Source organism: Streptomyces sp. NRRL S-378, from assembly GCF_000720645.1.
Classification (GTDB): Bacteria; Actinomycetota; Actinomycetes; order Streptomycetales; family Streptomycetaceae; genus Streptomyces.
Genome location: NZ_JOBX01000030.1, coordinates 43,182 through 59,966, shown reverse-complemented (window position 1 = coordinate 59,966; position 16,785 = coordinate 43,182). Strand labels below are relative to the sequence as shown.

Here is a 16,785-nt window from a genome sequence, read left to right as displayed (position 1 = left end):
AATGGCTGGGAAGCAATGTGTTCGATGCCGGGTATTAGGCGCCTGAACGGGGCCGTCGGCTGACGATGAGCTGGTTTCAGGAAGGGGAACGAGCATGGCGGCCATGAAGCCGCGGACGGGCGACGGCCCGCTCGAGGTCACCAAGGAGGGGCGGGGCATCGTCATGCGCGTACCGCTCGAGGGCGGCGGTCGGCTTGTCGTCGAGCTGACCCCCGATGAGGCGGACGCCCTGGGTGACGCCCTGAAGAAGGTCGTCGGCTGATCCGCTGACAGCACTTCCACCTTCTGCTTTCGCATTCTCTGCGCTGCCCCGACCGCGATCAGCGGCCGGGGCAGCGTTGCGTCGTGTCCCAGGAGGTGCCCTGCCGGTCGGGCCCGCTCCCTGATCCGGCCCGACCGACCAGACGTCCCCTGGGACCCTGTCCCCAGCATCCCGGCGGAGCCGCACGTGACCTTCTCCCCGCCCGCGCCGCCGGCCTTCGCCGACTGCACTCCCCGCCAGAAGGCGGCCCGGGTCCTGTCCGACGTGCTGGCACCGGCGAACCTGGTGGTCGCCCTGCTGCTGGTCGTCGGAGGGCACAGCACCGGGTCGTGGACGGGGCTCGGCTGGGGCCTGCTCGCCGCCCTCTTCTGCGGTGTCGTCCCGATCGGCATCATCACCGTCGGGGTCCGCCGGGGCGCCCTGACCGACCAGCACATACGGGTCCGGCGCCAGCGGGTCGTCCCGATGGCGCTGAGCCTGGTGTCCGTCCTCGCCGGGGTCGCCCTCCTGCGCGCCCTGGGCGCCCCGGTACAGGTCTTCGCGCTCGTCGTCGCGATGCTCGTCGGCCTGGTCTCGTCGCTGCTGGTGACGGTGGTCTGGCAGATATCCATCCACATGTCGGTGGCCGGCGGCACCGTGATGATCCTGCTGCTCGTCTTCGGCCCGGTGGTGCTCCCGGCAGCCGTGGTGGCCGCCGCCGTCGGCTGGTCCCGTCTGGAGCTGCGGGCCCACACGCCGGCCCAGCTGCTCGCCGGCACCGCGCTCGGCGGCACGGCGGCCCTCACCTTCGCGTTCCTGGGCTGACCCGGCCCCCCGGGCGGGGCCTGGACCGCTACGGGGTCAGCGGCGCACCGCGCACAGCAGCCCGTCGCCCACCGGGAGCAGCGCTGCCTCCAGCGCCGGGCTCTCCCGGACGCTGCGCAGCAGCTCGCGTACGCGGAGCACCTCCACGGGCTGGGCCGCGGAGTCGACCGTACGGCCGTCGGAGAAGACCCCCTCGAAGCACACCAGCCCCCCGGGGCGCAGCAGGCGCAACGATTCGGCGAGGTAGTCGAGGGACTCGGTCGGATCCCCGTCGCAGAAGACGAGGTCGTACCCGCCGTCGGCGAGGCGGGGCAGGACGTCGAGGGCGCGGCCCGGGATGAAGCGGGCGCGGTTGCCCGCGAAGCCGGCGGCGCGGAAGGCCTGGCGGGCGAAGGCCTGCCGGTCGGCTTCGGGATCGACCGTGGTCAGCACCCCGTCGGGGCGCATCCCGTGCAGGAGGTGGATGCCGGAGACGCCCGTCCCGGTGCCGATCTCGGCGACCGCCTTGGCGTCCGCGGTCGCGGCCAGCAGGCGCAGCGCGGCGCCGGTCCCGGGGGAGACGGAGCGCAGGCCCGCTTCCCTGGACCGGTCGCGGGCCCATCGCAGAGCGTCGTCCTCGGCGACAAACGCGTCGGCGAACGCCCAGCTCGTCTGCCGGTTGCCGGTAATGACCCTCTCCTGTCCCCATAGTTGGCGCAACGGTGACTGTATCCGTTGACGTCGGGAACCCGCAGATGGGACCGGGCGTTGTGAGGGGTGGAGGCGGGACGAGAAGGACGGCGCCGGGCAGATCGGCGGCGGGGACCGCCCCGGGGCCTAAGGCTTGCGTAAAGATACTGCAAAAACCCTTATCCGGAGCTGACAGAGGGGGTGGCTATGGTAGGGACTCCACTGGACACCACCAGAGCCGACAGGGGAGGTGCGGCTGCGCCTGTGGATCGTCGAGGCGTGTTCAGACGCCTCCTCCGGTCGGCGGGTGAGCCGAAATCCGTGACCTACACTGCTGACCGCTTCCACACCGCAGACACCGCAACCACCGCGACCTTTGCCGCAGATGCGGGATCGCAGGCGTGGACCCCTCCCTCGTGGGAGGAGATCGTCAGCACGCACAGCGCGCGGGTCTACCGCCTTGCCTACCGTCTGACGGGCAACCAGCACGACGCCGAGGACCTGACCCAGGAGGTCTTCGTCCGCGTCTTCCGCTCGTTGTCCACCTACACGCCCGGCACGTTCGAGGGCTGGCTGCACCGCATCACCACGAACCTGTTCCTGGACATGGTGCGCCGCAAGCAGCGGATCCGCTTCGACGCGCTCGCCGACGACGCCGCCGAGCGGCTCCCGAGCCGTGAGCCGTCCCCCCAGCAGGTCCTCCACGACACGCACTTCGACGCGGACGTCCAGCAGGCGCTGGACACCCTGGCCCCCGAGTTCCGCGCGGCCGTGGTGCTGTGCGACATCGAGGGCCTGTCCTACGAGGAGATCGCCGCGACGCTGGGCGTGAAGCTCGGAACCGTGCGCAGCCGTATCCACCGGGGCCGTTCGCACCTGCGCAAGGCGCTCAAGCACCGGTCCCCCGCTGCCCGGGCCGAGCGCGCGCTGGCGGGTGTGGCGACGGGCGCGCCGGACGCCGGGAGAGAGGGCGGAGCCGAGTGAGCGCAGCCAGTCCTTCCCCTGCCGAGCAGCACCTGGGTGACCGGCTCGCCGCCCTGGTGGACGGGGAGCTGAAGCACGACGCGCGCGAGCGCGTCCTGGCCCACCTGGCGACCTGCGCCAAGTGCAAGGCCGAGGCGGATGCCCAGCGCCGTCTGAAGACCATGTTCGTGGAGAGCGCGCCACCACCGGTGTCCGCGGGCCTGCTCGCGCGTCTCCAGGGATTGCCGGCGGGCGGTCTCGACGGCCCGGCCGGCCCCTTGGGGCCACCGGGCCCGGGAGCCGCCGAGCCCGACCCCTTCGAGGCCTTCGCGTACGGGCTGCCCGTGGCCCCCGCCCGGCCGCAGCAGGAGGGCTTCCGCATCCACGAGGTGGGCCGTCCGCGCCGCCGGTTCGCCTTCGTCGCCGCCGGAGCGGTGTCGCTGGCGGCCCTCGCGCTGGGCGGCACGCTGCCGCTGGAGGGCACGGAGCCGAACGTCCGGGGTGATTCCCCGGCGCCCGCCTCCAGGCCCGGCCCCGCCCTGCCCGTGTCCGATGCGGCGGTGCGCGACCGGCTGCCCACTCCCGCCGCCGTACCGTCCCTCCTGACGGCCGTGGCGAGCCCGTCGGCGCCGCTGCAGCCCTCCCCGTCGGGCTCCGCCCGCCCGGTCTCCCTGCTGCGCTGACCCCGGACCTGGTTGAATCGGCCGGACATGCGCACAGGTACGCGGGGAGTTCCCATGTCCGACAGCCGGCAGACCGACCCGGCTCCACAGTGGTGGAGCCGGCCCGAGGGCACGGCCGGCAGCCGTCATGACGGGGTTCCGGCCCCGCGGCCCGAGGCCGGCGAAGGCGCGGACGAGGGGAGCGGGGCCGCCGGGCAGGCGGCCCCCGCCCCCGGGGCGCCGGCCGACGCGGTCCGCTACGACCCGTGGGGTGCGCAGCCCCTCCAGGTGGTGGACCGGGGCCGGGACCGCCCCGGGTTCCGGCTGTGGCAGGTGGCGGCCCTGGCCGCGGCCACGGCCCTGTTCGCCGGCGGGATCGGCGGCTACGTGGGCGTGCTCGCCGAACGGCAGAGCAGCACCCGGCTGGAGCTGCCGCAGGCGGCCGTCGCGGACAAGGGCCGGGCGCCCGACAGCGTGGCCGGGATCGCGGCGACCGCCCTGCCCGGGGTGGTCACCCTGCACGTGCGGGGCGCCAAGAGCAGCGGCACCGGCACCGGCTTCGTCCTGGACCCCCAGGGGCACATCCTGACCAACAACCACGTGGTCGCCGACGCGAAGGAGATAGCGGTCACCTTCAGCACCGGCGAGAGCGTCACCGCCGAGCTGGTCGGCCGTGACTCCGGCTACGACCTGGCCGTCGTCAAGGTCAGCGGGGTGCGCGGGCTGCGGCCGCTCGCCCTGGGAAACTCCGAGAACGTGAAGGTCGGCGACCCGGTCGTGGCCATCGGCGCACCCTTCGACCTCTCCAACACGGTCACCGCCGGCATCATCAGCGCCACCGGCAGGCCCGTCACCGCGGGCGGCGACAAGGGCGACGGCAGTGACATCAGCTACGTCGACGCGCTGCAGACCGACGCCCCCATCAACCCCGGGAACTCCGGCGGCCCCCTCCTGGACGCCAAGGCGCACGTGGTCGGCATCAACAGCGCGATCCGCGGCGCCGACAAGGACGATCCCACCCGGCAGGGCGGCTCCATCGGCCTGGGCTTCGCCATCCCCATCAACCAGGGCAAGCGCGTCGCCGAGGAACTCATCGCCACGGGCCACGCCACGCACCCCGTCATCGGGGTCACCCTCGACATGGACTACACCGGCGACGGAGCCCGGGTGGGGGACAAGGGGGAGGACGGCAAGCCCTCCGTGACCGCCGGCGGACCGGGCGCGCGCGCCGGGATCAGGCCCGGTGACGTGATCACCAAGGTGGACGGACAGCGGGTCCGCGGCGGCGACGAGCTGATCATCAAGATCCGGGCCCACCGGCCGGGCGATCCGCTCACCCTCACCGTGCTGCGCGACGGCCGGGAACGCACCCTGGACGTTGTCCTCGGGTCGGCGAACGGCTCATGATCATGGGATGGCCGGGGGATGAAACCCCGGCCGGCCCGGGACGCGTGTAGGGGCCCGCGGGCAAGGCCGGGTACCGTGTGTTCGGGCCCGAAGTGACAGAGAGCCGAGGAGCGGCAAGGTGTTCAACGACATAGGCGCACTCGAACTCGTCACGATCGTGGTTCTGGCCATTCTCGTTTTCGGTCCGGACAAGCTGCCCAAGGTCATTCAGGACGTCACGGGCTTCATCCGCAAGATCCGCGCGTTCTCCGACAGCGCCAAGCAGGACATCCGCTCCGAACTCGGTCCCGACTTCAAGGACTTCGAATTCGAGGACCTGAATCCGAAGACCTTCATCCGCAAGCAGCTCTCGGAGAACGAGGACCTCAAGGAGATCCGCAGCAGCTTCGACCTCCGCAAGGAGCTGAACGAGGTCTCGGACGCCGTCAACAATCCGGAGCCCGACGCGGCCCCGGCCCCCACGTCCGGCACCGCCGGTCCGGACCTGCTGAAGAAGCCCGAGGCCCCGGCCGCCGAACAGCGCGTGCGCTTCGACGCCGACGCCACCTGACCCAGCCTGCCCGGCGATCCGGGGTCGGATGGCTATCCTCCATCTGTCCGGATCGCGGGACGCCCGAGGGAGGGGGTCCCCCCAGCACAGCGAGGGGGAGGGCCGTTCCGGACCCCACGGAACGAGAGGCCGCCCAGATGGAGACGACGAGCAGCAGCCTGGTAGGGGCGCAGACCGCTGAGGCACCCGCCGCCGCGGACGCCGCACAGGAACCGCATCCGAGCCCGCACCCGGGGTCGCATACCGGCGACCCGGCCGGGTCGCAGCAGCCGGATGCCGCCGCACCCGTGCCGGCGGCCCGCCGGACGGCCGAGGGCTTCCTGGCCGCGGATTTCCCCTGGTACGGGCTGGACGGAGCCTTCACCGGGCCCCGCTGGCTCATGCAGGTGGGCACCGCCGCCGACGGCACGGTGGAGCACGGCTCCACCGGCCACGGCGACGAGCCCTCCGCCCGGGGCGAGATCGCCACCGGCGAGAAGGAGCGCTTCGCGGTGGTCATCACCGTGGCGAGCAACCCGCTGCGCCGCAGCGGCGACGGCACGGGCGTCCTGGAGGCCACCTCGGTCTCCTCGGCGGCCTGGCTGGCCGGCTCCGGGCTGCTGGCCTACAGCTGGCCCGGACAGATGGACCACGCCCTGCGCAACGACTGGCTCGAACAGCAGACCGAGGCCGCGTGGGAGCTCGCAGACGACCTCGACGGCGAGGACTGGTCCACGCTGTCGCTGCCGGTGGACGGCGAGCCGACGACCTTCCACTACCGCGAGTCCGAGTTCGGCTGGGTGCTCGCGGGCTCCACCGGCAGTGGTGTCCACCTGGGCGCCTACGGCCGTGGCATGAGCGCCTACGGCCTCGGGTTCTCGGCCATCTCGGACCTCGGCACGTACGAATAGCCGTACGCCCCGGTCACGGGCACGGTACGCAGAAGGGCACCGCCGGCTGGCGGTGCCCTTCTGCGTACCCCGGAGGGCCTAGAACTTGTTGCGCGGGGTGATGCCCAGGGACATGCCCGACAGGCCGCGCGCGCGGCCGCCCAGCTTGCCCGCGATCGTGCGCAGGGCCGCGCCGGCCGGCGAGTCGGGGTCGGACAGGACGACGGGCTTGCCCTCGTCGCCGCCCTCGCGCAGCCGGACGTCGATCGGGATCGAGCCGAGCACCGGCACCGTCGCGCCGACCGTCTTGGTGAGCCCGTCGGCGACCTTCTGACCGCCGCCCGAGCCGAAGACGTCCACCATCTCGTCGCAGTGCGGGCACGGCAGGCCCGACATGTTCTCGACGACGCCGACGATCTTCTGGTGGGTCTGCACGGCGATCGACCCGGCCCGCTCGGCCACCTCGGCCGCGGCCTGCTGCGGGGTGGTGACGACGAGGATCTCGGCGTTCGGCACGAGCTGGGCCACGGAGATCGCGATGTCGCCCGTGCCCGGCGGCAGGTCCAGCAGCAGCACGTCCAGGTCGCCCCAGAAGACGTCGGCCAGGAACTGCTGCAGGGCGCGGTGCAGCATCGGTCCGCGCCACACGACGGGCGCGTTGCCCGGGGTGAACATGCCGATGGAGATGACCTTCACGCCGTTCGCGGACGGCGGCATGATCATGTTCTCGACCTGGGTGGGACGGCCGTCCACGCCCAGCATGCGCGGCACGCTGTGGCCGTAGATGTCCGCGTCGACCACGCCGACCTTCAGGCCGTCCGCCGCCATCGCCGCGGCCAGGTTGACCGTGACCGAGGACTTGCCGACGCCGCCCTTGCCGGAGGCGACCGCGTACACGCGGGTCAGCGAGCCCGGCTTGGCGAAGGGCACCTCGCGCTCGGCGGTGCCGCCGCGCAGGGTGGCCGCCAGGTCCTTGCGCTGCTCGTCGCTCATCACGTCGAGCGACACGCTGACCGAGGTGACCCCGGCGACCTTCTCGACGGCCTCGGTGACGTTCTTGGTGATCGTCTCGCGCATGGGGCAGCCCGACACGGTCAGGTAGACCGTGACCGCGACCTCCCCGCCGTCGCCGATCTCCACCGATTTGACCATGCCGAGCTCGGTGATCGGCCGGTGGATCTCGGGGTCGTTCACCGTCGCCAGAGCGTCCAGGATCGCGTCCTGCTCAGGCACGGCGGCGGAGCTTGTGTCGGTAGCCATGCCCCGATGGTACGGCTCGGTAGCACGGCTCAGGAAAGCCCGTCAGCGGTCGCCTTCATCACGTTCCGCCGGGAATAGACGCCGCTCGTCCATCTCCTTGATCAGGTCCTGGAACTCCGACCTGATCCAGTCACGCGTGGCGACCTCGCCCAGGCCCATGCGCAGGGCCGCGATCTCCCGCGTCAGGTACTCGGTGTCGGCGATGGAGCGCTCGTTCTGCTTGCGGTCCTGCTCATGGGTGACGCGGTCGCGGTCGTCCTGCCGGTTCTGCGCCAGCAGGATCAGCGGAGCGGCGTAGGAGGCCTGGAGCGACAGCATCAGCGTCAGGAAGATGAACGGGTACTCGTCGAACCGCAGGTCGTCCGGCGCGAAGACGTTCCACAGCACCCAGAGGATGATGACCAGCGTCATCCAGACGATGAACCGGCCCGTGCCCAGGAACCGCGCCACCCGCTCGGAGAGCCGTCCGAAGGCCTCCGGGTCGTATTCGGGCAGCAGGGACCGCCGCGGCGCCCGCGGCAGGTCCAGGCGCACCCGCGAGCGCGTCAGCGCGCTCGACCCGGCGCCCGGGGATCTCCCCGCACGCTCACCAGAACGTTCCGCCGCCTCAGCCGCCAGCCCGTGCTCGCGCGCCTGCATCCGCGCCTGCTCGCGCCGCTCCCGGATCTGCTCGCGGCGCCGCTCGCGCGCCTGCTCGCCCCGCCCCCGTTCGAAGCGTCCTCGTTCAGCGGCCACCGACGGCCTCCTCGGAATGGAAGTCCGTCTCCCGCCAGTCGTCCGGCAGCAGGTGGTCCAGCACGTCGTCGACCGTCACCGCGCCCAGCAGCGAGCCACCCTCGTCGACCACCGGCACCGCGACCATGTTGTAGGCGGCCAGGTGCGTGGTCACCGCGGGCAGCGAGGCGTTCGGCCGCAGCGGCGGCAGGTCCGTGTCCACGATGGAGCTGACCAGGGTGAACGGAGGATCGCGCAGCAGCCGCTGGAAGTGCACCGTGCCCAGGTACTTGCCCGTCGGCGTCTCGTCCGGCGGCCGGCACACGTACACCTGCGCCGCCAGCGCCGGCGAGAGGTCCGCCTGCCGTACGCGGGCCAGCGCGTCCGCGACGGTCGCGTCCGGGCGCAGCACGATCGGCTCCGTGGTCATCAGACCGCCGGCGGTGTTCTCCTCGTAGGACAGCAGACGCCGCACGTCGGCCGCGTCGTCGGGCTGCATCAGCGTCAGCAGCCGCTCCTTGTCGTCCTCCGGCAGTTCCGAGAGGAGGTCGGCGGCGTCGTCGGGGTCCATGGCCTCCAGGACGTCCGCGGCGCGCTCCTCCTTCAGCTTGCCGAGGATCTCCACCTGCTCGTCCTCCGGCAGCTCCTCCAGCACGTCCGCGAGCCTGTCGTCGTCGAGGGCGTTGGCCACCTCGGCGCGCCGCTTCGGCGTCAGGTGGTGCAGGACGTTCGCCACGTCGGCCGGGCGCATCTGCTCGAAGGTGGCGACCAGGTTCTCGGCGCCCTGCCCGTGCTCCTCCAGCGAGAAGCCCGTCACCGCCGACCACTCCACCGTCAGGGCCTCGCCGCGCCGGCGCAGCGCACCCGACTTGCCCTTGCGCACGAAGATCCGGTCGATCTCCCAGTCCCGGCGGGCCGGCAGCTGCTGGATGGCCACGTCCAGGACGGTGACCTCCTCGCCGCTGGAGACCAGCGTCACCCGCCGGTCCAGCAGCTCGCCCAGGACCAGCCGCTCGGTGGGGCGCTGCTCGAAGCGCCGCATGTTGATGACGCCGGTGGTGATGACCTGGCCGGACTCGACTCCGGTGACGCGGGTCATCGGCAGGAAGATCCGGCGCCGGCTGACCACCTCGACCACCAGGCCCAGCAGCCGCGGCGGGCGGCCGCCGACCCGGAGCATCGCGACGAGGTCGCGGACCCGGCCGACCTGGTCGCCGTTGGGGTCGAAGACGGGGACACCCGACAGATGCGAGACGAAGATCCGCGGGGCGCCTGCAGCCATCCGAGCGCCTCCTAGAGCGTCCATCGAGAGTCGTGCCGCCCCTCAGGCTAGCCCGTGCCCCGGTAAAGCGTCCTGGTGGGGAGGTCCGCCCGGGGCCCCGACGGAGCACGGGGAGCGGTCGCGGGCCGCGGCACACGGGCGGGTACGCTGCCTGCTGCCCGCAGACGAACGACGAGAGGCACCTGCCCGTGACCGCCTACTTCCCCGCCGCGCGGCTGCGCCGGGCCGCCTTCATCGGTGTGCTGTGCGCGGGTCTCGCCGTGACCGGAACGGGTTGCGGGGACGACCCGGACGAGGGCACGAACGGCGTCGGCAAGCTCTCCGCCGACAAGATCGAGGCGAAGGCGAAGGCGGCCGCGACCGAAGCCGAATCGGTCCACCTGTCCGGCACGCTGGTGAGCGGCGGCAAGGCCTTCACCGTCGACATGCGGCTCAAGTCGGACGGCGGCTCCGGCGAGGTGAAGTCGAAGGACGACACCTTCCAGCTGCTGCGCGTGGGGGAGCAGCTCTACCTGAAGGCCAGCGCGGCCTTCTGGGGCCAGACCGACTCCGCCGGCAAGCTCGGCGACAAGTACGTGAAGGTGCCCGAGGGCGACCCCTCCTACAAGCAGTTCCGCGGCTTCACCGACATGGACGTCCTGCTGGACGGGCTGCTGGGCCTGGAGGGCAAGCTCGCCAAGGGCTCCTACACCAAGGTCGGGCACACCCGCGCGGTCCAGGTCACGGCCGACGAGGGCAAGGGCGGCAAGCTCTCGGTATCGCTGGAGGGGACCCCGTACCCGCTGCTCATGGAGCGCGCCGGCGGCGCCGGCCGGGTGGAACTCGCCGAGTGGGGCAAACCGTTCCAGCTCGACCCGCCCGCACAGGACCAGACGGTCGACTACGGCAGCCAGCTGCCGACGACCAAGGGGGAGGGCGGCGAGCCCGCCCCGGCCCCCTCCAAGGGCTCGGGCCAGGGCGCGAACCCCACCAAGCCGTAGGGGGTGTCCTGCCGATCGTGCCGGGCCCACGGGGCACGGGGTCCGGCGGAGGTCAGCGCGCCCAGGACCCCCGGCCTGATCCGTGCTGATCGACACAACACCCGGAGGACGTCAGCCCCGGGCGGCCTTCTTCCGCTTCAGCAGGAGCCTCGGCAGGGCCGCCGGAACCGGGCGTCGGGTCGTCGCCGGGGAGCCCAGCGGGGCCGCGGCCAGCGAGCCGTCCGGCAGCTCGGACCGTACCGACTCCGGCTCCAGCCGCAGCAGCCGGCACTCCCGCGCCCACCGCTCGGTCATCTCCTCGGAGTCCGGCGCGTTCAGCCGCTTGCCCTTGAGCTCGGCGACGGCCGCATGCCACTCCTCGCCGCGGGGCGCGAGCTCCCGTACGGTCGCCGTCCAGGCCACCAGCCGGCCGCCCTTGTCCTTGCTCCGCACCGTCACCTCGGCGCCCGCGCCGTCCACCAGCCCGGGGAACGGCTGCTCGCCGGGGCCGTCGCCCAGTACGTGGGCCGCGCCGTCCACCCAGGCGTGCCACAGGGCGCGGTCGGCCCCGGCGCCACGGACCCAGATCAGGCCGGACTTCTTGGTGGCCTCCTCGACGAGGGCCAGGTCGAGCGTGCTGAGAGTCATGGGCACAGGGTAGGGGGTGCCCCCGCGCCCCCTACAGCCAGCCGTGGCGGCGCAGTGCCCGGTGGATGGTGAAGCACGCGCCGAAGATCGTCGCCATCACCATCGGGTAGCCGTACTCCCACCGGAGCTCGGGCATGTGGTCGAAGTTCATCCCGTACACCCCGCAGATCATCGTCGGCACGGCGATGATGGCCGCCCAGGAGGTGATCTTGCGCATGTCCTCGTTCTGGGCGACCGTCGCCTGCGCGAGGTTGGCCTGCAGGATCGAGTTCAGGAGCTCGTCGAACCCCACCACCTGCTCGTGCACCCGCGCCAGGTGGTCGGCGACGTCCCGGAAGTACTTCTGGATGTCCGGGTCCACCAGCCGCATCGGCCGCTCGCTCAGCAGCTCCATCGGCCGCAGCAGCGGCGACACCGCCCGCTTGAACTCCAGCACCTCGCGCTTGAGCTGGTAGATCCGGCCCGCGTCGCCGCCGCGCGCACTGCCCTTGGCGGGCGCCGCGAAGACATCGCTCTCCACCTCGTCGATGTCGTCCTGCATCGCCGCCGCCACCGCGATGTAGCCGTCCACGACGTGGTCGGCGATGGAGTGCAGAACGGCCGAGGGGCCCTTCGACAGCAGGTCGGGGTCGTCCTGGAGGCGGTGGCGCAGGCCCTTGAGGGAGCCCTGTCCGCCGTGCCGGACGGTGATGACGAAGTCGGGGCCGGTGAAACACATCACCTCGCCCGTCTCCACCACCTCGCTGGTGGCGGTCAGTTCGGCGTGCTCCACGTAGTGGATCGTCTTGAAGACGGTGAAGAGGGTGTCGTCGTACCGCTCCAGCTTCGGCCGCTGGTGCGCGTGCACCGCGTCCTCCACGGCCAGGGGGTGCAGCCCGAAGGTCGCGGCGATCCCCGCGAACTCGGCCTCCGTCGGCTCGTGCAGGCCGATCCAGGCGAAGCCGCCGTCCTCGCGGACCCGGCGGATCGCCTCACGGGGCGTCAGGCACGCGGGCCCCAGCACCCGGCGGCCGTCGCGGTACACGGCGCAGTCGACCACCGCGCTGCTCGCCGACGGGTCGCGGGTCGCGTCGTAGCCGGGCTGTGCCGGGGTGGACTTGCGCAGGGACGGGCGTACGGCCGCGCGCAGGTAGGGCAGCATCGACATGGCAGGCTCCTTCGCACGCACGGCTGCGGACCGCACGGGTGGGAGACCCTCCGGCACCGCAGGCGGGCAGGCCCGGGCAGGCGGGAGGGAACAGGACGGGAGGACAACGTTCTGCCGTCGCTCTTCTACTGATCAGAAGATCACAGGGGGCGGGAAGCGCCCGCCGGAGAAGCGGAAGAGCGATTGGTACTGCACGATCGACTTCGGTCCACCGCAGCCCCACCTCCTCCGGCCGGTCCCCCGTAGGGGACGTCCTGTCTCCGGGGCCTTGAAACAACGCTTCTGCGTGCGGCCCCGAACAGCTGTCAACACTATCAGCCGACGGATGGTCAAGACCCGCCCTTTACCCGGCTGATACGAGTTCTATGCTCGTTTCATGGCAGAAATTCTGGCCCTCGTCGAGGCCCGGCTGCGCACCGCGTTCGGTGAACCCGACGCCCGCGCCGCCGTCACCTTCCTGGGCACCGACCGCATCGAGGTACTCCGTTTCACCGAGGGCGACCTCGTGCGGTACGCGACCCTCGGAATGTCCGCGAACCCGATGACCGATCCGACCGCCGTGGTCGCCGACCCCGTACGGGGCCCGCGCGCCGAACTGGTGCTGACCGTACGGGCAGGGCTGGCGGACACCGACAAACTGCTCAGGCCGCTCGCGGTGCTGGCCGCCTCCCCGCAGGTGGAGGGGCTGGTCGTGGCCCCGGGCGCCTCGCTCGACGTGGGCGAGCCGCTGTGGGAGGGAGCGCCGTTCAGCTCCGTCCTCGTGGCGGAACCGGGCGGACTGGTCGAGGACCTGGAGCTCGACGAGCCCATGGAGGCGGTGCGGTTCCTGCCGCTGCTGCCGATGACGGCGAACGAGGCGGCCTGGAAGCGGGTCCACGGCGCGGCCGCCCTCCAGGAGCGCTGGCTCGCGCGCGGAACGGACCTGCGGGACCCTCTGCGCAGCGCTGTCGCACTGGACTGACAGCCCGGACGGGTGACCATGCCTTGACGGGCGGCCGGGCGGGGAGGAGCGTGGCTACCTATGAGGGGTGAACCAACTTGCCCGAAGTGCGGTGGCCGGGTCAGGGCGCCCGGACTCTTCTCCGACTCCTGGCAGTGCGCGGTGCACGGCGCTGTCCACCCCCTGCAACCCGTCATCCCGCCGAGCGTGGAGGGTCTGGGCGTGGTCGTGCACCGGGCGCGGGTGCCGGTGTGGATGCCGTGGCCGCTGCCGCTCGGATGGCTGTTCACCGGGGTGGCGTCCGCCGGTGACGACCGCAGCGGGGGCCGGGCGACGGTGGTCGCCTGCTCGGGTCCCGGACCGGTGGGCGGCATGGGGGAGCTGCTGCTGATCGCGGAGGAGCTGGGCGTCGGCCTGGGCGCCCGGTACGCGGGCATCGACGGCCTCGACCCCGGCCGGTCCATCAACATGGCCGGGCCGCCGCACACCAAGGTGGTCGCGGCGGGCCGGCCGACACCGCTGTGGCACGTCGGCGGCGGGCCGGAAGACCGGGCCGTCTTCGCCGGCGAGGCGCGCGGCCTGTGGCTGTGGGCGATCGTCTGGCCGCAGCAGTCCGGCCTCCTGCTGTATGACGAGCTGGTCCTGACCGACCTGCGCGAGGGGGGTGCCGAGGTGGAACTCCTGCCGTGCGGGGCGCTGAGCCCGCGCATCCTGGGTCCCGTCTAGATCACCGCGGGCGGCCGCGCGGAGATCCTTCCGGTGAAAGCGGACCTTCCGCCCGGTTATCCTGGGGTGTCCCCCCGTCCGTACGTCCCCTGGAGCCGGCTGTGCGCATCGACCTGCACGCCCACTCCACGGCATCCGACGGTACGGACACCCCCGCCGAGCTGGTGCGCCATGCCGCAGGCGCCGGGCTGGACGTGGTCGCGCTGACCGACCACGACACCGTGGGCGGGTACGGCGAGGCCCTCGCGGCCCTGCCCGCCGGACTCACGCTGGTGACCGGTGCCGAGCTGTCCTGCCGGCTCGACGGGACCGGCGTGCACATGCTCGCCTACCTCTTCGACCCCGAGGAGCCCGAGCTCGCCCGCGAGCGCGAACTCGTCCGGGACGACCGGGTCCCGCGGGCCCGGACCATGGTCGGCAAGCTGCAGGACCTCGGCGTGGACATCACCTGGGAGCAGGTGGCGCGGATCGCCGGGGACGGTTCGGTCGGACGGCCGCACATCGCCACCGCCCTGGTCGACCTGGGCGTCGTGCCCACCGTCTCGGACGCCTTCACGCCGGACTGGCTCGCCGACGGCGGCCGCGCGTACGCCGAGAAGCACGAGCTCGACCCCTTCGACGCCGTACGCCTGGTCAAGGCCGCCGGCGGTGTCACCGTCCTCGCACACCCCGCCGCCGTCAAGCGCGGCCGGTGCGTGCCGGAGTCCGCGATAGCCGAGCTGGCGTCCGCGGGCCTGGACGGCATCGAGGTGGACCACATGGACCACGACGCCGGCACCCGCGCGCGCCTGCGCGCTCTGGCGGCGGACCTCGGGCTGCTGACCACCGGCTCCAGCGACTACCACGGCAGCCGCAAGACCTGCCGTCTCGGCGAGTACACGACCGACCCCGAGGTCTACGGCGAGATCACGCGCCGCGCGACCGGGGCCTTCCCCGTGCCCGGCGCCGGCGGACGCGAGCGCTGACCGGCCACTTCGCGGCCCGCTCGACCCGTCCCGCACTCTTCTTCGCGACACCCCTCTCTCCTGCAAGGCATCACTGTGTTCGACTTCGCCGTCTTCGGATCCCTTTTTCTCACCCTTTTTGTGATTATGGACCCGCCGGGGATCACGCCGATCTTCCTGGCGCTGACCTCCGGCCGTCCCGTCAAGGTGCAGCGCCGCATGGCCTGGCAGGCCGTCTGCGTGGCCTTCGGCGTCATCGCGGTCTTCGGTCTCTGCGGTCAGCAGATCCTCGACTACCTGCACGTCTCCGTCCCGGCGCTGATGATCGCCGGTGGTCTGCTGCTCCTGCTGATCGCGCTCGACCTGCTCACGGGCAAGACCGACGAGCCCAAGCAGACCAAGGACGTGAACGTCGCCCTGGTGCCGCTCGGCATGCCCCTGCTGGCCGGGCCCGGTGCGATCGTCTCCGTCATCCTGGCCGTCCAGAAGGCCGACGGCGCGGCCGCCCAGGTCTCCGTCTGGGCCGCGATCATCGCCATGCACGCCGTTTTGTGGATCACGATGCGCTACTCGCTGGTGATCATCCGGGTCATCAAGGACGGCGGCGTCGTCCTCGTCACCCGGCTCGCCGGCATGATGCTGTCGGCGATCGCCGTCCAGCAGATCATCAACGGCGTGCTCCAGGTCGTCCAGGGGGCCTGACCGCCCAGGACCGCGCGTACGCGAACGCCCCCGCACCGGTCCCGGTGCGGGGGCGTGAACGTCTCGCGCGATGCGTCAGGAGGACGCACTCCCGGCCGGTCGGATCAGGATGCGCTGGCCGATCGACGCGGCCTGCTGCACGATCCGGTTGACGGAGGCCGCGTCCACGACGGTGCTGTCCACGGCGGTCCCGTCGACGTCGTCCAGGCGCAGAATCTCGAAGCGCACGGGCTTCTCCCTTCGTCAGTGTTCTCCTTGCACTGGTTCAACGAAGTGTAAGCCGCAATCATTCCCTACGCTAAGGAAATTTTTTCACTGGCTAACTACACGCCGGTGGTGGAGTCCCAGAACGAGGCCAGCGCGGCGCCCGTGGTCGCCGGATCCTCGGCGTTCGGGGAGTGCTCGGTCCCCGGGACGATCACCCTCCGCGCGCCCAGCCGCTGGGCCATCGCGTCCATCAGCGGGACCGGCCAGGCGTAGTCCACGGCCCCGGACAGCACCAGCTTCGGGAGCGCGACCCGGGCCAGCTCGTCCACCCGGTCGGGCTCGCAGATCAGCGCCCGGCCCGTGGCGATCAGCTGCTCGGGGACGGTGGCCAGCCACCGCTCGCGCAGGAAGTGCGTCAGCTCGGGGGAGTCCTGGGCCGCGTCCTGCGGGTCGTGCGCCCGCATCGCCGCCCAGATCCCGGGCATGTCGTCGCCCATCGCCTCCAGCGCGGCGACGAGCAGCTTCGTACGCGCCCGCTGCTCCTCGGCGATCGCCGCCGGCCCGCTGCTCAGCAGGGTGAGCGAGGCGAAGGGCGACGCGTCGCGCAGCACGGCGGCGCGCGAGACCAGCCCGCCGAGCGAGTGCCCGACGAGGTGCACGCGGTCCGCGGTCAGGGCTCGGACCTGCGCGAGGACGTCGCGGGCCAGCTCCTCCAGGCCGTACGCGGACTCCTCGCGCGGGCCGGGCGTCTCGTACTGGCCGCGTCCGTCGACCGCGACCACCCGGTAGCCGGCGGCGGCCAGCGGCTCCAGCAGGGCGATGAAGTCCTCCTTGCTGCCCGTGAAGCCGGGGACCAGCAGGGCGGTGCCGCGGACCGGCTCGCCGGCCTCGTGCACGGCGAAGGAACCACGGCCGGTGGACAGGTGGTACGCACGGGCGGCGGACGGCAGCGTGAGGCGCGGGGGCTTGCTCATGACCCGAGGTTACCGGCCCGTAGCTTCCGGCGCGGCCCGGGTACGACGACGGCCCCGGCCCCCTCGGAAGGGGGACGGGGCCGTCGGCGTACGTGC

General features: G+C 72.3%; 19 protein-coding genes and 1 pseudogene. 12 read left to right on the top strand and 8 right to left on the bottom strand.

What is annotated here, in order from left to right; translation table 11 throughout:
- The first annotated feature begins 94 nt into the window (after nt 1-94).
- Both IH80_RS42545 and IH80_RS0121405 read left to right on the top strand, forming a co-directional pair.
- Nucleotides 95-262 (top strand): DUF3117 domain-containing protein, encoded by a 168-nt coding sequence (locus IH80_RS42545; protein WP_003966491.1) that lies wholly within the window; start codon nt 95-97, stop codon nt 260-262.
- Nucleotides 263-448: 186 nt separating this feature from the next.
- On the top strand, nt 449-1,066 hold the full coding sequence (locus IH80_RS0121405; RefSeq protein ID WP_037880704.1) for a hypothetical protein: 618 nt from the start codon (nt 449-451) through the stop codon (nt 1,064-1,066).
- Nucleotides 1,067-1,102: 36 nt separating this feature from the next.
- Here the strand turns inward: IH80_RS0121405 and IH80_RS0121400 are convergent, their stop codons facing one another.
- The gene (locus IH80_RS0121400; RefSeq protein WP_030032218.1) at nt 1,103-1,765 is read right to left on the bottom strand and encodes an O-methyltransferase; all 663 of its coding nucleotides are present in this window, start codon (nt 1,763-1,765) and stop codon (nt 1,103-1,105) included.
- 177 nt (nt 1,766-1,942) lie between these two features.
- Here IH80_RS0121400 and sigE point away from each other — a divergent pair, with 177 nt between their 5' ends.
- From sigE to IH80_RS0121375, 5 genes and pseudogenes are all read left to right on the top strand, one after another.
- A complete protein-coding gene (gene sigE / locus IH80_RS0121395) occupies nt 1,943-2,719 on the top strand; it encodes an RNA polymerase sigma factor SigE (RefSeq protein WP_078906670.1) in 777 nt (258 codons plus the stop codon).
- A pseudogene (locus IH80_RS0121390) lies at nt 2,716-3,177 on the top strand (anti-sigma factor family protein); the annotation flags it as partial. The gene sigE and the pseudogene IH80_RS0121390, both read left to right, overlap by 4 nt.
- 258 nt (nt 3,178-3,435) lie before the next feature.
- Nucleotides 3,436-4,767 carry a S1C family serine protease gene (locus IH80_RS0121385; RefSeq protein WP_037880702.1) on the top strand — a complete coding sequence of 444 codons (1,332 nt, stop codon included), beginning with the start codon at nt 3,436-3,438 and terminating at the stop codon, nt 4,765-4,767.
- 118 nt (nt 4,768-4,885) lie between these two features.
- The gene (locus tag IH80_RS0121380; protein ID WP_030962545.1) at nt 4,886-5,317 is read left to right on the top strand and encodes a sec-independent translocase; all 432 of its coding nucleotides are present in this window, start codon (nt 4,886-4,888) and stop codon (nt 5,315-5,317) included.
- A 137-nt stretch (nt 5,318-5,454) separates the two neighbouring features.
- Nucleotides 5,455-6,207, top strand: a complete 753-nt coding sequence (locus IH80_RS0121375; protein WP_030962544.1) for a hypothetical protein — start codon at nt 5,455-5,457, stop codon at nt 6,205-6,207.
- Between the two features lie 78 nt (nt 6,208-6,285).
- On the opposite strand, the gene IH80_RS0121370 is transcribed toward IH80_RS0121375, so the two are convergent.
- The 3 genes from IH80_RS0121370 to IH80_RS0121360 form a co-directional block, all read right to left on the bottom strand.
- Nucleotides 6,286-7,446, bottom strand: coding sequence for an Mrp/NBP35 family ATP-binding protein (locus IH80_RS0121370; RefSeq protein ID WP_046776028.1), 1,161 nt, complete (start codon nt 7,444-7,446; stop codon nt 6,286-6,288).
- A gap of 42 nt (nt 7,447-7,488) precedes the next feature.
- On the bottom strand, nt 7,489-8,085 hold the full coding sequence (locus tag IH80_RS0121365) for a DUF1003 domain-containing protein (protein ID WP_051809711.1): 597 nt from the start codon (nt 8,083-8,085) through the stop codon (nt 7,489-7,491).
- Between the two features lie 85 nt (nt 8,086-8,170).
- A complete protein-coding gene (locus IH80_RS0121360; protein WP_030962539.1) occupies nt 8,171-9,442 on the bottom strand; it encodes a magnesium transporter MgtE N-terminal domain-containing protein in 1,272 nt (423 codons plus the stop codon).
- 188 nt (nt 9,443-9,630) lie between these two features.
- Here IH80_RS0121360 and IH80_RS0121355 point away from each other — a divergent pair, with 188 nt between their 5' ends.
- On the top strand, nt 9,631-10,422 hold the full coding sequence (locus tag IH80_RS0121355; RefSeq protein ID WP_234432332.1) for a hypothetical protein: 792 nt from the start codon (nt 9,631-9,633) through the stop codon (nt 10,420-10,422).
- A 111-nt stretch (nt 10,423-10,533) separates the two neighbouring features.
- Here IH80_RS0121355 and IH80_RS0121350 read toward each other — a convergent pair whose 3' ends face one another.
- On the bottom strand, nt 10,534-11,049 hold the full coding sequence (locus IH80_RS0121350; protein ID WP_030962537.1) for a hypothetical protein: 516 nt from the start codon (nt 11,047-11,049) through the stop codon (nt 10,534-10,536).
- A gap of 31 nt (nt 11,050-11,080) precedes the next feature.
- Nucleotides 11,081-12,196 (bottom strand): magnesium and cobalt transport protein CorA, encoded by a 1,116-nt coding sequence (locus tag IH80_RS0121345; RefSeq protein WP_030962535.1) that lies wholly within the window; start codon nt 12,194-12,196, stop codon nt 11,081-11,083.
- Between the two features lie 376 nt (nt 12,197-12,572).
- Between IH80_RS0121345 and IH80_RS0121340 the strand changes: the two genes are divergently transcribed.
- The 4 genes from IH80_RS0121340 (at nt 12,573) to IH80_RS0121325 (ending at nt 15,508) form a co-directional block, all read left to right on the top strand.
- Nucleotides 12,573-13,157 carry a suppressor of fused domain protein gene (locus tag IH80_RS0121340; protein WP_030962534.1) on the top strand — a complete coding sequence of 195 codons (585 nt, stop codon included), beginning with the start codon at nt 12,573-12,575 and terminating at the stop codon, nt 13,155-13,157.
- A gap of 60 nt (nt 13,158-13,217) precedes the next feature.
- Nucleotides 13,218-13,862, top strand: coding sequence for a DUF6758 family protein (locus IH80_RS0121335; protein ID WP_030962533.1), 645 nt, complete (start codon nt 13,218-13,220; stop codon nt 13,860-13,862).
- A 101-nt stretch (nt 13,863-13,963) separates the two neighbouring features.
- On the top strand, nt 13,964-14,827 hold the full coding sequence (locus IH80_RS0121330; protein WP_030962532.1) for a PHP domain-containing protein: 864 nt from the start codon (nt 13,964-13,966) through the stop codon (nt 14,825-14,827).
- Between the two features lie 75 nt (nt 14,828-14,902).
- Entirely contained in the window at nt 14,903-15,508 is a 606-nt protein-coding gene (locus IH80_RS0121325) for a MarC family protein (protein ID WP_030962530.1), read from the top strand.
- Between the two features lie 75 nt (nt 15,509-15,583).
- Here IH80_RS0121325 and IH80_RS45390 read toward each other — a convergent pair whose 3' ends face one another.
- Both IH80_RS45390 and IH80_RS0121315 read right to left on the bottom strand, forming a co-directional pair.
- Nucleotides 15,584-15,736, bottom strand: coding sequence for a hypothetical protein (locus IH80_RS45390; protein WP_199819290.1), 153 nt, complete (start codon nt 15,734-15,736; stop codon nt 15,584-15,586).
- Nucleotides 15,737-15,831: 95 nt separating this feature from the next.
- A complete protein-coding gene (locus IH80_RS0121315; RefSeq protein ID WP_030962529.1) occupies nt 15,832-16,689 on the bottom strand; it encodes an alpha/beta fold hydrolase in 858 nt (285 codons plus the stop codon).
- Nucleotides 16,690-16,785: the final 96 nt, after the last annotated feature.

Coding starts and splice junctions, on each gene's coding strand:
- sigE (WP_078906670.1), top strand. CDS start 1,943: ATGGTAGGGACTCCACTGGACACCACCAGAGCCGACAGGGGAGGTGCG.
- IH80_RS0121360 (WP_030962539.1), bottom strand. CDS start 9,442: ATGGCTGCAGGCGCCCCGCGGATCTTCGTCTCGCATCTGTCGGGTGTC.
- IH80_RS0121345 (WP_030962535.1), bottom strand. CDS start 12,196: ATGTCGATGCTGCCCTACCTGCGCGCGGCCGTACGCCCGTCCCTGCGC.
- IH80_RS0121385 (WP_037880702.1), top strand. CDS start 3,436: ATGTCCGACAGCCGGCAGACCGACCCGGCTCCACAGTGGTGGAGCCGG.
- IH80_RS0121350 (WP_030962537.1), bottom strand. CDS start 11,049: ATGACTCTCAGCACGCTCGACCTGGCCCTCGTCGAGGAGGCCACCAAG.
- IH80_RS0121365 (WP_051809711.1), bottom strand. CDS start 8,085: ATGCAGGCGCGCGAGCACGGGCTGGCGGCTGAGGCGGCGGAACGTTCT.
- IH80_RS42545 (WP_003966491.1), top strand. CDS start 95: ATGGCGGCCATGAAGCCGCGGACGGGCGACGGCCCGCTCGAGGTCACC.
- IH80_RS0121370 (WP_046776028.1), bottom strand. CDS start 7,446: ATGGCTACCGACACAAGCTCCGCCGCCGTGCCTGAGCAGGACGCGATC.
- IH80_RS0121375 (WP_030962544.1), top strand. CDS start 5,455: ATGGAGACGACGAGCAGCAGCCTGGTAGGGGCGCAGACCGCTGAGGCA.
- IH80_RS0121335 (WP_030962533.1), top strand. CDS start 13,218: ATGAGGGGTGAACCAACTTGCCCGAAGTGCGGTGGCCGGGTCAGGGCG.
- IH80_RS0121340 (WP_030962534.1), top strand. CDS start 12,573: ATGGCAGAAATTCTGGCCCTCGTCGAGGCCCGGCTGCGCACCGCGTTC.
- IH80_RS0121315 (WP_030962529.1), bottom strand. CDS start 16,689: ATGAGCAAGCCCCCGCGCCTCACGCTGCCGTCCGCCGCCCGTGCGTAC.